Annotated in this window: 13 protein-coding genes; 3 read left to right on the forward strand and 10 right to left on the reverse strand. The window is 62.5% G+C overall.

Features of this window, described 5'->3' with window-relative positions; all coding sequences use genetic code 11:
* Nucleotides 1–7: 7 nt before the first annotated feature.
* The gene (gene lgt / locus BUS42_RS06165; RefSeq protein ID WP_074306168.1) at nucleotides 8–856 is read left to right on the forward strand and encodes a prolipoprotein diacylglyceryl transferase; all 849 of its coding nucleotides are present in this window, start codon (nucleotides 8–10) and stop codon (nucleotides 854–856) included.
* Between the two features lie 387 nt (nucleotides 857–1243).
* On the opposite strand, the gene BUS42_RS06170 is transcribed toward lgt, so the two are convergent.
* The 8 genes from BUS42_RS06170 to gcvT all read right to left on the reverse strand — a co-directional run bounded on the left by BUS42_RS06170 (nucleotide 1244) and on the right by gcvT (nucleotide 10174).
* A complete protein-coding gene (locus BUS42_RS06170; protein ID WP_074306169.1) occupies nucleotides 1244–2242 on the reverse strand; it encodes an AAA family ATPase in 999 nt (332 codons plus the stop codon).
* A gap of 113 nt (nucleotides 2243–2355) precedes the next feature.
* Nucleotides 2356–3315, reverse strand: coding sequence for an FHA domain-containing protein (locus BUS42_RS06175; protein ID WP_074306170.1), 960 nt, complete (start codon nucleotides 3313–3315; stop codon nucleotides 2356–2358).
* 436 nt (nucleotides 3316–3751) lie between these two features.
* Nucleotides 3752–4447: a lipoate--protein ligase family protein gene (locus BUS42_RS06180; RefSeq protein ID WP_074306171.1), complete on the reverse strand. Its 696-nt coding sequence runs from the start codon at nucleotides 4445–4447 to the stop codon at nucleotides 3752–3754.
* Nucleotides 4448–4623: 176 nt separating this feature from the next.
* Nucleotides 4624–4902 (reverse strand): hypothetical protein, encoded by a 279-nt coding sequence (locus BUS42_RS06185; RefSeq protein WP_074306172.1) that lies wholly within the window; start codon nucleotides 4900–4902, stop codon nucleotides 4624–4626.
* A gap of 596 nt (nucleotides 4903–5498) precedes the next feature.
* A complete protein-coding gene (gcvPB, locus tag BUS42_RS06190) occupies nucleotides 5499–6971 on the reverse strand; it encodes an aminomethyl-transferring glycine dehydrogenase subunit GcvPB (RefSeq protein WP_074306173.1) in 1473 nt (490 codons plus the stop codon).
* Nucleotides 6972–7049: 78 nt separating this feature from the next.
* Nucleotides 7050–8402, reverse strand: a complete 1353-nt coding sequence (gcvPA, locus tag BUS42_RS06195) for an aminomethyl-transferring glycine dehydrogenase subunit GcvPA (RefSeq protein WP_074306174.1) — start codon at nucleotides 8400–8402, stop codon at nucleotides 7050–7052.
* 221 nt (nucleotides 8403–8623) lie between these two features.
* The gene (gene gcvH / locus BUS42_RS06200; RefSeq protein WP_074306175.1) at nucleotides 8624–9010 is read right to left on the reverse strand and encodes a glycine cleavage system protein GcvH; all 387 of its coding nucleotides are present in this window, start codon (nucleotides 9008–9010) and stop codon (nucleotides 8624–8626) included.
* A gap of 42 nt (nucleotides 9011–9052) precedes the next feature.
* Nucleotides 9053–10174, reverse strand: a complete 1122-nt coding sequence (gene gcvT / locus BUS42_RS06205) for a glycine cleavage system aminomethyltransferase GcvT (protein ID WP_254053336.1) — start codon at nucleotides 10172–10174, stop codon at nucleotides 9053–9055.
* Nucleotides 10175–10322: 148 nt separating this feature from the next.
* Between gcvT and BUS42_RS06210 the strand changes: the two genes are divergently transcribed.
* Nucleotides 10323–11819 (forward strand): HlyD family secretion protein, encoded by a 1497-nt coding sequence (locus BUS42_RS06210; protein ID WP_143206253.1) that lies wholly within the window; start codon nucleotides 10323–10325, stop codon nucleotides 11817–11819.
* Nucleotides 11816–13423, forward strand: a complete 1608-nt coding sequence (locus BUS42_RS06215) for an MFS transporter (protein WP_074306178.1) — start codon at nucleotides 11816–11818, stop codon at nucleotides 13421–13423. The genes BUS42_RS06210 and BUS42_RS06215 overlap by 4 nt, the downstream gene beginning before the upstream one ends.
* A 502-nt stretch (nucleotides 13424–13925) precedes the next feature.
* Here BUS42_RS06215 and BUS42_RS43515 read toward each other — a convergent pair.
* Nucleotides 13926–14084: a hypothetical protein gene (locus BUS42_RS43515; RefSeq protein WP_159452174.1), complete on the reverse strand. Its 159-nt coding sequence runs from the start codon at nucleotides 14082–14084 to the stop codon at nucleotides 13926–13928.
* Nucleotides 14085–14218: 134 nt separating this feature from the next.
* Nucleotides 14219–15280: a DUF1559 domain-containing protein gene (locus tag BUS42_RS06220; protein WP_074306179.1), complete on the reverse strand. Its 1062-nt coding sequence runs from the start codon at nucleotides 15278–15280 to the stop codon at nucleotides 14219–14221.
* Nucleotides 15281–15468 lie beyond the last annotated feature (188 nt).

Below are 15468 nucleotides of genomic sequence, written 5' to 3' on the forward strand. Positions count from 1 at the left end.
GGACGCATTGCGGCAAATCCTCTTCACGATCCCTGTGTTTGGTGGCCTCCCGATCTTCGGCTACGGGACCATGCTGGTGCTTGCCTTCGTCGGCTCGACCCAGCTTGGGGCCTGGCGTGCCAAGCGTGAGAAGCTCGACCCGGAATTGCTCTATGACCTGGCCCTCTGGGTCTTCCTCGGCGGACTTGTGGGCGCCCGCCTCTTCTATGTGATCCAATACTGGGGCGATCGGATTCGCAGCTTCAGCGACATTTTCCGGATCTGGGAAGGGGGGATCGTTCTCTACGGAAGCATCATGGGAGGAACCGCCGCGTTCTTCGCCTATCGATTCCTCCGCCCCTTTCCGCTTCGCCCGCTGCTCGATGTCGTTGCTCCCTCGCTGGCGCTCGGGATTGCCTTGGGGAGGTTTGGCTGCTTTCTCAACGGCTGCTGTTATGGTGATTATTGCGATTTGCCGGTCGGAGTGGCGTTCCCGATGCATTCGCCGCCGTGGAACGCTCAGGTGGTCAATCATCTCATTAATGCGAAAGCGCCCTGGTCGCTGCCGGTCCACCCGACCCAACTCTACTCCTCGCTCGATGGCCTAATCCTGTTGCTGCTCCTCTCGGCCTATTACCCGCTCCGACGCCGAGACGGCGAGGTCATGGCTCTCCTCATGGTGACTTATCCGATCAGCCGGTTTCTGATCGAACACCTGCGAAACGACGAAGGGGCCGTTTTCGCGGGCCTGACGATCTCACAGAACATCAGTATCGTGCTATTCGTCTGTGGTCTGATTTACTGGAGCTTCCTGCGAAGACTGCCTCCAGGGCGCTATGCCGATCAGCAGGTCGAACCGGCCCTGGTGGCGCAATAGTTCCGCTGAACCCGTGATGAAGTTATCATCCCTACACGATTGATTTGTGGTGAGAATTGAATCCCTCCCGTAGGGTGGGCACGGCCTACCATCCCGATCTCCTTGTCAATAAGGAGCTTAAGATGATGGGCCGTGCCCACCCGCAGGGACTTTCTCAGCGAGGGTGGACAAGCGCGGACAGTTTCAGCAGTGGTCGCGTAGGCAGTAGGTGGCGCGGAAGTCCTTCTCCGGCAGAGCCTTGCTTCGGCTCCTCGGGCTGCCTTGGCCGCCCAAAGTGTCCGCTCTGTTCACTGGTCCTGGCATCGGCGGTGAGAAAGTCCCCCACCCGCAAGATTCAAAATCGATATATCTCGCAGGCACACTTGATGCGATGACAGAGCGAGCGGCTCAGGGGACGGGGAGGTGGTCGAGGATCCGACCGAGGAGATCGTCGGGTGAGAGCCCTTCGGCATCGGCCTCGTAGCTCGCGATGATCCGGTGCCGGAGCACGTCGCGCGTCAGGCTTTTCACGTCGTGTGGGGTCACATAGTCGCGCCCTGACAAGAGCGCATGCCCTTTCGCCGCGCGAACCAAGGCGATCGTTGCGCGGGGACTCGCCCCAAGCTCGAGGAGAGGCTCGAGGTCGAGCCCGTACCGAGCTGGCTCCCGGGTCGCTCGGACCAGGTCGACCACGTATTCCTTGATCGCGGGGGCCACCCGGATCGACGTTGCCAGCGCCCGGAATCGCAGCACATCCCGCGGCCCGAACAGGGGAAGCGGGTCGTCCGTGCCGGACTCGGGACGAGGACGTTCCGTGACGCTCGGGAGGTCGAGCATCGCCAATTCCGCCGCGCGATCGGGGTAGCCCACCGTCAGCTTCATCAGGAATCGGTCGAGCTGCGCTTCCGGGAGTGGATAGGTTCCCTCGTGCTCGATCGGGTTCTGGGTCGCGAGCACCCAGAAGGTCTCGGGGAGGACGACGGTCTCGTCCCCGACGGTGACTTGGCCTTCCTGCATCGCTTCGAGGAGAGCGCTCTGGACCTTGGCCGGAGCGCGGTTGATTTCGTCGGCGAGCAAGACGCTGGTGACGATCGGTCCCGGTCGAACGTCGAAGTTCCCCGTCGCCGGCCGATAGATCTGAGTTCCGGTCAAGTCGGCGGGGAGCAAGTCAGGTGTGAACTGAATCCGCCGAAACGGAAGATCAAGGGCACGAGCCAGCGCTCGCACCGCGCGGGTTTTTGCCAGGCCGGGCACGCCCTCGATGAGGACATGCCCTCCGATGAGCAAGGCGATAACCAGCCGCTCGAGCAGCGTACGCTGTCCGACCACGACGGCTTCCAATCGTTCGATAAGGTCGGACAGCCCGCGCTCGGCATCGGCGAGGGAGAGGGGATCATCAACGGGCATGAAGCAGTGATCCCCGAATGAGCTCTAAGTTCAAAGGAGAAGCGCGACTTATCGCAAGCAAGGCGCGCCGGGTTCGACCAGGATAACACGTGGGCGTAGGGTGACGCACGGGGTCACTTGGAGCTACGTCGCTTGTCCATCAGCCTTTTGAGAATGTCCGAAGCCGCATCGCTCGTGTCCTTGTACGACTGCTTGGCCGGCCCTTCGGGTTCTTTCGACTTTTTCACATAGAACGGATTCGATTCATCGATGTACTCGTCGGTCGTCTCTTCCTCCGACCCTTCCGAGTCGGCGTCCGACGCGTCCTCGGAATCCGCGAACTCATCAACATCTCCAAGACCCTCGGGAAGCCGCTCATACTCCACGTCATCGAGGTCGTCTGGCGGCGGGGCCGGGGCGGGAGCGGGGCGAGGAGTCGCGGCAGGCGGCGTGGCGGCAACGACGGGGGGAGCTGGCTTTGCTGCGGCGGGTGCCGGGGGCGGCGTGGCGGCGACAACCGGGGGAGCCGGCTTCGCGGGCGCCGGGGGTGGCGTGGCGGCGACAACGGGGGGAGCCGGCTTCGCGGGCGCGGGCTTGGGGGATGACCCATCCTTGAACGCCGCGATCGTGATCGTCTCACCACCGTAGACGCCGGAAGGACGCTCGGGGGGAGGATTGTTGTTGTCGGCGACCAACCACGACTCGATCTCGTCATGAGACACGTCGTCGGGAGAAGCCGACTTGGGGCGTGCCTTGACAGGCGCGGCCGCGATCGGAGCGGCGGCTGCCGCCGTGGGCACATCCTCAATCGAGATCGCAAAGGTGAGCTGCCCGATTTGGACGAGGTCACGATCCTTCAACGTGTACGACTCGGTCAAGGCTTTTCCATTGACCAACGTACCGTTGCGGCTCCCCAGGTCCCTCAACAGCACCTTGTCCGCCGTCACCGTGAATTCCGCATGCTCACGGCTGACCTGCTCGCTGTTGGGTCGCAGATGGCACGTCTCGCCGCGGCCGATCTTGAAGGTCGGACCCGCCAGGGGAATGACCTTCCCCTCAGGTTTGCCCTGCACCACGATGAGCTGCACTTTCATGGATACCGTCCCTACCTTTTGAATTCCAAAGCGACTGGTTCCGGGGCGAATCGCATCGGGGAGAGACTATCGGACTCCCAAGCATGGACGGAAAAACCGATAAAATGATGAGGAAAACTAAGCAGAACCGAGATATTGAACCGGCTGTAGAGGTCGTGCGGATGATTTTTTCATCATAGCCACAACGACGGATCACGAACAACGACCGAGTGTAAAACGTCGACGAATGTGGAGTTCAAGCCTCCACCGCACCCGATTTTAATGATGGATGATTGCAAGGATCTTGGCAGGCATTGAGACTGAGACACGGCGAATTCGAGCGAGCGATGCTCGACGACCAGGAGATTCGAAGACTGGCTCACATCAATTTCTCCATCGGTTGGATCGAGCGCTTAGATCAGTCTTTTCCGGGACGGAGGGGACGGATGCTGACCCATCAACGGCGACGGTTCCAGGCTGCGGTGCGGTACACCTGCTCCTCGAGTTCTCGAGCATGTTGGCGATCGACGGCACGGACGGCGTGGCTTTCGGGCTGGAGGCCGAGGGCGGTCGGCAGGCGGTCGCGAAGCCGGTCAGACCAGCCCTTTTTCTCGGTGGACGCATCGGCGAGGTCGCCGGCGCCGGGAAGCTCGGGGGTCGTTGGCGAATGGGCGAGGAGGATCGAGCCGTGTTGGAGCACCGCCCCGGCACGGCGGCGCTGCGCGCTGCCGACGACCTTCGAGCCGGTGAGCACGAGGTCTTCGGCGTCACGATCTTGGAAGCACAGAAAAGGGCGAGTGCGCTCTTCGGGGGCAGCGGCCTCGCCACGCCTCATCAGCGCGATGCCTTGCGTGAGAAAAGTCTGGGCGATCGCTGCGTGAACTTCGTGATAGAGGGTGCCACCGCGCTGGGCGCTGGGATGGCTCACGGGAAGCACAAGGGCGTAAGTCACCTCATGGTGATGCCAGATCGCCCCGCCGCCGGTCGGTCGCCGCACGATCGCAACGCCGCTCCAACGCGGGTCCGCCTCCGCTTGGCGAATGCTCTGGAAATAACCGAGACTCAACGTCGGCGCGGTCCATTCGTAGGTGCGGAAGAACGCAAGCTCCGGCGACTCCGCCGCGGCGTTCAGCAAAGCCTCGTCGAGCGCCATGTTCTCCGGTCCATCAGCTCGTTCGTGTGGCAAAACTCGACAAATAAGCATGAATCGTTGCTCAGGCCGGAAGGTCGCGAGACAGGGCTGAATTTGGTGAAGACCCGCGCCAGCGAGGGGACCAGGCTCAGGGCACGTCTCGACACCGTAATTCATCTTAATCCTAGAGCGCTCGTCTAGCTTTCGCCAGTGCTCCAAAACTCCGCCAGGTCGATGGCCGTGGCCAATCCGGTGAACATGTCGGCCAAAGGTTGCGTGGCCAAACTTAGCAGGTTCCGCCGTCTCAGCGTCGGGAAATCGAGAACCGGACGGACTGACACCCAGGTTGAGTCGACGAGGCAGCCAAGGTTCTCGATCGCCACTTTCCTGAGGTTCAAGGGCGCGATCAGCGCGATGACCGTGACCCCGTCTGTCGGGTGGCTCTCGACCCAGGTACCGTTCAGCCCCAGATCCAACCACGCCGCCGCGACAAGGATTGTCGTTTAGGAGTCAGGATCTGAGCGAACAACAACCGCAGAGGTCGAAGTAGGAGCGACTTCAAGTCCTCAATGTGATCGAGATCAAGATCGAGCGGGAGTCGAGGCCGATCATCGATGAAACGAAAAATGAAGAATTTGTGAGCATGAACAAGAGGGTGTTATCTGTTGTTTCGGCGGCTGTGGAGTGACGCGTTCCGGTGAGTCGGTAGGACGTCGTCGATGATGTTGTTTAAAGCGTGACAGGGCGAGCGACGGCGATCGAAAGCGAGTGGGGTGACGGTCGCGTTGGATCGTCCGAGCCGTGGCGCCACCCGCGAAAAAATGGAATGGCAACTAAGATTTTGGCGGATGTCGCCAGTGGGTGGGCCCTGCCATGCCTGAAAACCGCCGTCCCGACCAGGGCGGTGGGGAGCGAACCGACAAGAGATAGGAGCAGCCGGTAAGTTGGCGCTGGGGTTGCGTTGTTGCGTTTCGCAACCCCAGCCACTCCGATTGCTGGCCTCTGATCCACTCGACTGTAAACCTCGCTGTCGCCGATTCCGCGGTCTCGAGCGCGGCGGGCCTTGGCATCCTCAGTTTGCCGTGTCACGCCCGGGAACCCACCGCAAGATCGGGGACTTGGCCGCTTTCACCTCGTCCGGCCGGCAGATCGGCGTGCTCACCGGCGCGTCGTGGAGCAGTGCCGGGTCTTCGGCGGCGATGTCGCGCAAGGTCTTGGCGAAGTGTTCCAGAGTCTCGCGGCTTTCCGTCTCTGTCGGCTCGATCATCAAGGCTTCCGAGACGATCAAAGGAAAGTAAACGGTTGGCGCGTGGATGTTGGAATCGATCAAGCGTTTGCCGATATCCATCGCCCGGACTCCGCGATCGCGGGCCATCCCGCGCGCGGAGGCGACAAACTCGTGCATGCATCGGTCGCCGAACGGCACGGGGTAGAGGTCGCGAACCAGCGCCATCAGGTAATTCGCGTTGAGGACGGCGTGTTGCGAGACCCGCTTCAAACCCTCCGGGCCTTGGCTCCGGATGTAGCAGTAAGCGCGGAACAGGACCCCGGTATTGCCGAAGAAGCTCCGAACCCGGCCGATCGACTTGGGGCGATCGTAATCGAGGCGGAACGTTCCGTCGTCGTTTCGAGCCACCAAGGGAGCCGGCAGATAGGGGGCGAGGTCGCTTCGGACCGCGATCGGCCCCGCGCCTGGGCCACCGCCGCCGTGCGGGCCGGAGAAGGTCTTGTGGGGGTTGTAGTGCATGAGGTCCGCCCCCATGTCCCCCGGCCTGACCGCCCCGAGAATCGCGTTCATGTTAGCGCCGTCGAGGTAGAGCAGGGCCCCTCGATCGTGGAGCAACCGGGCGATCTCGCCGACTTGCGGGTCGAACAGACCGACCGTGTTGGGGTTGGTCATCATGAACACGGCGGCCTGGTCATCGAGCTTGGCCTGGAAATCGGCCAGGTCGACCAGTCCTCGGCCGTCGCTCTTGATTGTCACGGCCTCAAAACCGGCCAGATTCGCCGACGCGGGATTGGTTCCGTGCGCGCTGTCTGGAATCAGGACCTTCGACCGGGCCTCGCCGCGGTCGCGGTAGAAGGCGGCCGCAACCAGGAGCGCCGCCAGCTCGCCCTGGGCGCCGGCCGCCGGCTGAAGGCTGACGGTGTCGAGGCCCGCGATCTCCGCGAGGATCTGTTGGAGGTCGAAGAGGATCGCGAGCAAGCCTTGCAGAGTGTCTTCCGACTGGTACGGATGCTGCGCAAACAGGCCGGGCAAGGCCGCGAGCCGTTCGTTCCGCTTCGGGTTGTACTTCATCGTACACGAGCCGAGCGGATAGAAGTTGGAGTCGATCGACATATTCAATGTCGACAGGTTCGTATAGTGGCGAACGACGTCGAGCTCGCTCAGCTCAGGGAGCGGCGGGGTCGACTCGGCCAGATGACGTGTCGGGATCAACGCCTCGAGCGGCGCATCCGGTACATCCGACGACGGTAGGAAGGCCGTGGCGCGACCGGGACGACTGGTCTCGAACAGCAGCGAAGGAGGATCAAGCTTGTACATGGTGATTTCAAATTTGTCCAGTTTCCGAGTGATTGAGCAACCGGTGGCCCGCTGGCAAACCGCACTCTGACGCCTCGCTCAGACGGCTTCCAACGCCTTGGCGTAGGCTTGCACCAGCCCGTCGATCTCGGCCTTGGTCCGTTTCTCGGTCACGGCGATCAGGATCTTGTCCTGCAAGTTGGCATCCCACCGACCCAACGCGATCCCGCCGTGATATCCGAGGCGACCAACCTGCTCGAGGACGCGGCTCGGATCTTTCGCCGACCGGATGACGAACTCCTTGAAGAACGGTCCGTCGAACGCGAGCGAGAGGCCGGGAATTTGAGCCAGTTGCTCCGCGGCGTAGTGGGCCTTGCGCGTCGACAGTTCCGCCGCCTGGCGCAGGCCGGCGGGGCCGACGGCCGCCAGGTAGATGCTCGATCGAAGGGCCAGCAATCCTTGATTGGTGCAGATGTTCGAGGTGGCCTTCTCGCGGCGGATGTGCTGTTCGCGGGTCTGCAAGGTGAGGACCCAGCAGCGTTTTCCGTTGCGGTCGGTCGTCTGGCCGACGATCCGGCCCGGCATCTTCCGCACATACGCTTCGCGACAGGCCATCATGCCCAGGTACGGGCCGCCGTAGGCCATCGGATTGCCGAGCCCCTGTCCCTCGGCCACCACGATATCGGCGCCATAAGTGTCGGGACGACGGAGCAACCCGAGGCTGATCGGATCCACGCTGACGATCGCAAGCGCCCCCTTGGCGTGCACCCGCTCCACGATCGCTTCGATCTCCTCCAGTTGCCCGAAGAAATTGGGATACTGGATCACGACGGCGGCGGTCTGGTCGTTCACCGCCTCATCGAGGTCCTCGACCCGCAGGCGTCCTTCCGGGGTGGGCACCGTGATGAGTTCGGGCGCGAGGTTGGCCAGGTAGGTGGAGAGGATCTGGCGATATTCGGGATGGACCGACCCGGCGATCACGACCCGGCCATGGCGCTGGCTGACGGTCAAGGCCATCAAGACGGCCTCGGTGACGGCCGAGCCACCGTCGTAGAGGCTCGCGTTCGAGACATCCATGCCGGTCAGTTGGGTGACCAGGGTCTGATACTCGAAGGTGGCCTGGAGAGTTCCCTGGCTGGCTTCGGGCTGGTAGGGGGTGTAGGCCGTGTAGAACTCGCCACGGGCGGAGAGGTTGTCGACCACCGCCGGTATGAAGTGGTCGTAGCTCCCGCCGCCGAGGAAGCAGACGCGTTTGTCAGCTCCCATGTTCTGATCGACCAGGCTCCCCAGGTGGCTGGTCAACTCCAACTCGCAGAGGGCCGGGGGGATCTCCAGCGGGCGCTGAAGCCGGTATTCCGGCGGAATCATGTCGAAGAGCTGGTCAAGCGAGTCGAGACCGATGGCGGCGAGCATGACGCGCACGTCGTCGGGCGTGTTCGCGATAAAGGCCATGATTCAATCCACTCCCGTTTCAATCCAATAGCTCCCAGTGATTGGCCCGGGAGGATCCGCAAAAAAAAAGAATAAAAAAAAGAGGGGGACGAGAGCGAGACCGTCACCCCAGGTTCGATCGGTAGGACCGCAACGAATTGATATTTTCTGTTTCGACGAGATCGTCACTCGTCGATCGACCACTTCCAGTGCCGTCGCGTCTCAAGGGAGCGACAATGACGTCAGTGGACGTCTTCGGCCACTTTTTTCTCGTAGGCCGCATGGTCCATGAGGCTCGCGACGGCGGTTGGGTCGTCGACGCGAACCTTGATCAGCCAGCCGACCGTATACGGGTCTTGGGCGAGGAGCTGGACGTCGCTGACGACGGGGGAATTGACCTCGACGACTTCGCCGCTGACGGGCGCATACAGGTCGCTCACCGCCTTCACGCTTTCCACTTCGCCGAAGCTTTTGCCGGCCGTCAGCTTGGTACCGACCGCGGGCAGCTCGATGACGATCAGGTCGGTCAACTGATCGACGGCGAAGCGCGAGATCCCGATCGTCGCGATCTCACCGTCGAGACTCACCCATTCATGGCTGGGAGAATAGCGCAGACTTTTTGGATCCATGGCGGCGAAGTCCTCAAAAAAAAGGGCAGGGGATCGACCGGTTCACTTGGGGGCCGGAACGGCCTCCGGTCGTTTGTAGAAGGGGAGCTTGATGACCTCGGCCGCTTCGTCGCGCCCGCGGATGTCGACGATGAGCCGAGTCCCGATTGCGGCGGCGGCTTGGTCGATCAGGGCCATTGCCAGGCTCTGTTCGAGAGTTGGGGCGAACGTACCGGACGTAACGACCCCGAGATCGCCGCCTTCGTGGCGGACCAGGCTCCCTTGACGGGCGATCCGTTTTCCGTCGAGTCGGAGCCCGACGCGAGCCAGCCCTGGTTTCGCTTTGAAGCCGCGAAGGGCATCGCGGCCGACGAACTCGCCCTTGTCCAGCTTCACGGCCCAGCCGACCCCCGACGCGTAAGCGTTGGTCACGTCGGACAACTCGTGCCCATAGAGGGGCATGCCCGCCTCAAACCGGAGCGTATCGCGAGCGCCCAGGCCACAAGGCTTGATGTCAAAAGATTTTCCAGCCTCCATCAAGGCTGTCCAGACCGCCTCGGCGTCACTGGCCGGCACGATCAGCTCGAAGCCGTCCTCACCCGTATAACCGGTGCGGCTGACGACCGTGTCGATCCGATCGAACAATCGACCCATCGTGAGGTAGTAATACTTGATGGCTGACAACGGCGTGCTGATCAACGGTTGGAGGGTCTCCAGAGCGCGCGGACCCTGCACGGCGATCATGGCCGTATCCACGGTTCGGTCGAGCAACGTGGCGTCGTGCTTGCCCTTGAGCCGTTCGAACTCGGAGACGACCGCCAGGCGATTGGAAGCGTTGCAGACGACGGCATACCCGGACGAGAGGCGGTAGACCAGAATATCGTCGATCAGGCCACCGCCGCCGTTGGCCATCAGGCTATACTGAATTTGGTCGACCGCCAGCCGGGCGACATGGTTCGTGGTGGCGTATTCCAGCCAGCTCTCGGCGCCGGTTCCATTGAAGGTCAGCCGTCCCATGTGGCTGATATCGAATAGTCCGACCCCTTTGCGCACCGCCTGATGTTCCTCGACGATCGACGTGTACTGCACGGGCATCGACCAGCCGGCGAAGTCGACCAATCGGGCCTGATGAGCCTGATGCCAGGCATGAAGCGGGGTTTCGAGAAGGGCGTCCGCGGACATCATGCGTTTCCTTGAGGGCGTCGGGCGGCCCTTTTGTGCATCGGAGTCACTGGCGCGCGATAATTGTAGCCAGGACAGCAGGATCGAGACAACGGCGGATCGAAATCAGGCGGACGAGTCGCCGGTGAGTGGCTTGCGGGGGGACCCCACGATGAGTCAGACGGAACAAACCAACGCATCTGTCTCCCCTGCGCCTTCGGATCTGCCCGAACCCATGCTGGAGAAGCAGGCGCCGAGGGAAGGAACGATCGTGTTGGACCCGGTGCCGGCAGGCAACTCAACCGGGCTGACTCTGCCGGTCCGGAAGGCCCTGATCGATCGCCGCTGGCTGGCCCGTTGGGGGATTTGGTCGGTCGGGATTCTGGGCGTGGCGATCGGCGCGGGGGTCCTCGCCGATTTTGCCTACTATCGATTCACGAAGTCGATGACCAACGACGCCTTCGTGGAGTCGCACATCGTGCACCTTGCCCCCCAAGAGGCGGGGATCTTGACGAGGGTCCTCGTTGAGGAACGGGACGCGATCAAGGCCGGACAAGTCCTCGCCGAGATCGACCCGGTCCCGTTGCAACGGGCAGTCGAGGAGGCACAAGCCAAGCGAAAAGTCGCCGAGGCGACCTTGAGGCTCGAGGAGGCGACCCTGGATCGGCTCGAACGCGAGCATCCGCGTCGGGTGGCGGTCGCCGAGAAGGAGTTGGCCTCGGCCGACGCGGCCTACGAAGAGTCGAGCGCGATGCTCAAAATGACGGTGCAGGACGTCGACAAGGCCGTGAATGAGGCGAAGGCCGACGCCGCGGCGGTCCAGGCCGCGCTCACCAACGCCAAGGAAGAGTTCGATCGCTACACGAAGCTCTTCGCCGATCGGTCCGCCCCCGAACGGAAGCTGCAAGACATGACCCGGGAGTACCGCGCGGCGCAGGCCAAGGCCGAGTCCGCCAAGGCCAAGGTTGAACGGGCCGAGGTTGACCGCGGTCAGGTCGAGGTCGCGCGCCGCTCCCTCGACCAAAAGGATCGGGCGCGCGAGAAGGCGAAGGAGTCGCTCCGACTGGCGGAATTAGGCGACCTCGAGATCGAGGTTCAGAAGCACCAGGTCCAGCTCCGCCGCGATGAGGTCGAGCAGGCCGCGCGCACCGAGGCGACGGTCGCCACCCGCCTCCAGAACGCTCGGATCGTGGCGCCTTTCGACGGCGTGGTCGTCCGCCGCTACCGCAATCCCGGCGACCACGCACCGCTCGGCTCGCCCGTTTTAAGCGTCTACGACCCGGAACTCATCTACGTCACGGCTTATCTTGAAGAGGACCGGCTCGAGGGGGTCGCGCCCGGCAATCGGGTGCGGATCTGGGTCGATGCCATCCCGGGAGCCATGGACGGGCGCGTCGTCTGGATCGGTCAGGCGACCGGTGCGAATTTCTCGCTCTTGCCCCGCGACGTGACCTCCGGGGAGTTCACCAAGGTTACGCAGCGGGTGCCGGTCCGGATCGCGGTCGACCGCGGCCCCCGCTGGGGGCAACTTCGTCCTGGCCTGTCGGTCACGGTGGCGATCTCGCATGGCCCGGGCGACCCGGAGTGGGCGGCGGCCGAGGCGGAGCGGCAGCGGCATAGGGGCCAATTCGGGGTCAGCCCGACGGCCGTGCTCGGGGGTGAGCGGTGACGACCAGGCTCGAACCCGCACCGATCCCATCCAACGATCCGATTGCCCCGGACGTTCGCGTCTGGCATGGCATTCCGCGCCGCGATCTCGTCGTGGTGGCGATCCTCCCGACCCTCCTCCTGGCCGGAATGACCTCGACGTTCACCGACCTGGCCCGGCCGTTCGTGGTCAACGAGCTTTCCTCCGATCGCTATCGCTATCAGTGGGTGCTCGCCTGCACCTTGCTCGGCTCGGTCACGGGGATGTCGCTGATCGCCTGGATGCGGAATCGGATCGGCCTCAAGAACAGCTATGTGATCGGCCTCATCATCTTCACCTTGGGGAGCCTGGCCTGTGCGACGGCCCCCAATATGGAGCTGCTTGGCGTGACCCGGTTCGTCCAAGGCTGGGGCAACGGCATGGTCGTGACGACCGTGCTGGCGGTCTTCTGGCGCGAGTTCCCCGACCATCGCGACGCCGCGATCGCGGCCTATGTGCTCGGACTCTATTTCGGGCGGATCGTCGCGCCGAGCGTCAGCGCCTATTTGATCAACCTGCCGTCCTGGCGGTCGATTTTCTACTTCAATGTTCCGATCGCCGCGATCTCCGTGGTGTTGACCTCCCACCTTCTCCAGGCGGACGAGCCACGTGAGCGAGTACGCGCCCGCTTTGACTTCGAGGGTCTGGTTCTGTTGCTGGGCTGGGTCCTCTGCTTAATGCTTGGACTGTTTCGATTCCAGAAGTGGGGGTGGTATACCTCGAACGACTTTTGGCTGGTGACGGCGATGGGACTCGCCTTGTTCGTCTCGTTCGTTGTTCATGAATTTGTCTGTCATCATCCGTTACTTGACCTCCGGCTTTTTGCGATCCCTCGGTTCACTCTGAGCGTGGCGATCAAGGCGCTGGCCGACCTCTGTTTCTTCACCGTCGTCTCGGTCCTGGTTCGTTACATGGCCGTGACCCGCGACTACGAGCGAGTCACGACGGGACTGGTGCTCTTGCCGGCAGTGGCGGCGATGGGCACGACCTTGGCGCTGACGGCCTGGCTGGGAACGCGGGACGATCGCAAGGCTCGGCTCGTCGTCGGCCTGATCGGCATGTCCCTGGGGACCTGGTACCTCTCGTCGTTGGACTTGTACACCGATAAGTTCTGGACGGCCTTGATCACGGCCGCCTGGGCCGCCGCGGCGGGGCTGGTCGCTTCCCCTTTGATCTGCATCTCGCAGGAGGAGATGACTCCGGACCAGATTGCCTCGTCGGCCGGCATCAAGAACCTGATGCTCGTTCTGCCGGCGTTCGTTGGCAACAACCTGCTGGGCATCTTCATCGAGCGCCGGGGCGATTCCCACTTCGATGCGATGCGCCAGAGCTTCGTGCCGAACCGCCCCCCCCTGGAGGATGTCCGGCTCAACCTGGTTGACTATTTCACGCTCCAGGGGCTCGGGCCAGCAGACGCCGCGGCGCAGGCGGTTCGGCTGCTGACTCGTTTCACCCACGACTACGCGACGGTCTTCGCCTTCCAGTCGGCTTTCCAGATCCTGGCGTTGATCATGATGTTGGCCGTCGTGCTGGCTTGCTGCCTCAAACCGCTACCACCGCAGGCGACCGGGCCTCGTCGCGGCTGATCAATCCAGACCATCGCGGCTCACGACTTGTTGCCGAATGGCGAGGTCGATTTATCGGGCGAGTGCTGCAGCGGTTAAACGATACGGTCGCAACGGCGCCGGGTTGATGGACCCGGGCCACCCGGGGTCGGGCGGATAACCCGGCGATCCTGGCGATGAAGTGGAATATGATTGATGTGTATTTGCATGAACGCGTGAGCAAGAGTTCGCGGTTCGGGCAAGCCCTTGGGGATCGGCTGGGCCGGTTTGCCGGCGGTAAAGACGTGGAGGGAACGAAATGGGGGCATTCGCAAATCATGCGGATGCTTGCCTGAATCGAGGAGTCTACGCAGGTTGCGTCGATATCAGCTTCCAAAGTCGTGAGCTGAAAGTCGATCCTGCCTCGTTTGTGCAGGCTACGTCAAAATTGACGAATGGCCCCCATTATTTATCACGGATCAATGAGTTGTTTTCTGAGTGCTCTTTCCGAGCGATTTCGACTGGATACCGGCCCTCGGCTCCGTCACTTTTTCGCGCCCTTTCCGATGGATTTCAATTCGACACCGGCCATCGGGTCCGTCACCTTGGACGCGTCCGTACCGGTGGGAATTCCCGGCTCAATTCCACCTGATCCGCAACCGGACAGTAGCACCGACACGGTCAACAACATGAACCAGGACATCGCTCTCCGCATCTTATTCATCCTCCAGGGACCGTTGGGTGGCCGAAAAAAAAGCGGTCGCCGGTTCCGAAGGGAGTCCGACGAGCCGCGACTGACTCCACGTGATTTTTTCCAGGACTTGACTTCGCACTCGCTCAATAGGCGTCAGCGCTGACGACCTCGCCCTTGCCACGGGTTCCGATCGCCCACCAAGCCTGGCGGTTCACGGTTTCCTTGATGAACCGAACTGACCCGTCGGCCATGGCCATATTGACGCCGCCGGAGTGGTTGCTCGTGGGCGGAATCGAGTCCTGGGGGCCACCATCGGCGTTGGAGAACGAGTTGCTGGCGTAGCAGGTCAGGCTGTTGGGCGGTCCAACGTGATTGTATCGATTGATCACGTAGTTCCACGGATAGCCGACGAGCCAGAGCCGACCGTTATAATTTGAGATCCCTACGGTCGTGGCGGGCAAGTTCTGGCAGGCCGCCAGGAGCGCGATGGTGGTCGGAGTTCCGCGAGTGGGGTTGTTGATTGTGACCGGCACGCCGGCAGGGAAGGAGCCACGCAACGAATCGGAAGTCTTGCCGGGGTACACCGGCGGTGCGCCATTCAGGCCCAAGAGGCGTTCACTGTAGAGCGCTGTGTTGGACGTGCCGTCGGTCAAGGCCTCGACACCGATGGCATTCGTCGATGGGGCGTTTGTGGAATCGCCCCAGTAGGGAGAGAGGCATGTACCGGTGAAGGTCGCGATCTCGCCCGGACCGCCCCAGTTGCCCATGTAGTTCAGTGCGCCCCAGGGAGGAGAGGGACGCTGCGTAGCGCCGTCCGACGGACAGAGGTAGGCGACAACCTGCGTGTAGCCCACCGTCGTGTTGATGTGGCCACCGTAGGGATCGGTATAGTTAAAGCTGACGTTGACGGCGTTGAATAGGGCTTGCTGTTCCATTTGCGGCAGGATGGACACTGTCCAGGACATGCTCCACCCGTTGCCGGGAAAGTTGCCGGTCGGGAACATGTCGCCCAACGGGTAGACGTTGTTCAGCGAAAGGTAATTGTGCGCCGCCAGTCCCAGTTGCTTGAGGTTGTTGACGCACTGGGAGCGACGGGCCGCTTCGCGCGCCGCTTGGACCGCGGGCAGCAGCAGGGCGATCAAAACCGCGATGATCGCTATGACCACGAGAAGTTCGATCAAAGTGAATCCGCGACGCGAACGCATAAAAGTAACCCTCTAGGCTAGGGTAGAAACCCCAAAAAAAAATCAGAGGATGACAAAACCGAGTGCGGCGCGGCCAAGGACGATTCGGACAAACTCCCGTTGGTTTTCCGATCCCCCCGGCTCCATCGTATTCGGCACGGCGTTTAGCATCTGGAGGCGTGAAGTCAAGTTCGAATACGGAGCAACCT

Origin of the sequence: Singulisphaera sp. GP187 (genome assembly GCF_900129635.1) — a bacterium.
Lineage (GTDB): Bacteria > Planctomycetota > Planctomycetia > Isosphaerales > Isosphaeraceae > Singulisphaera.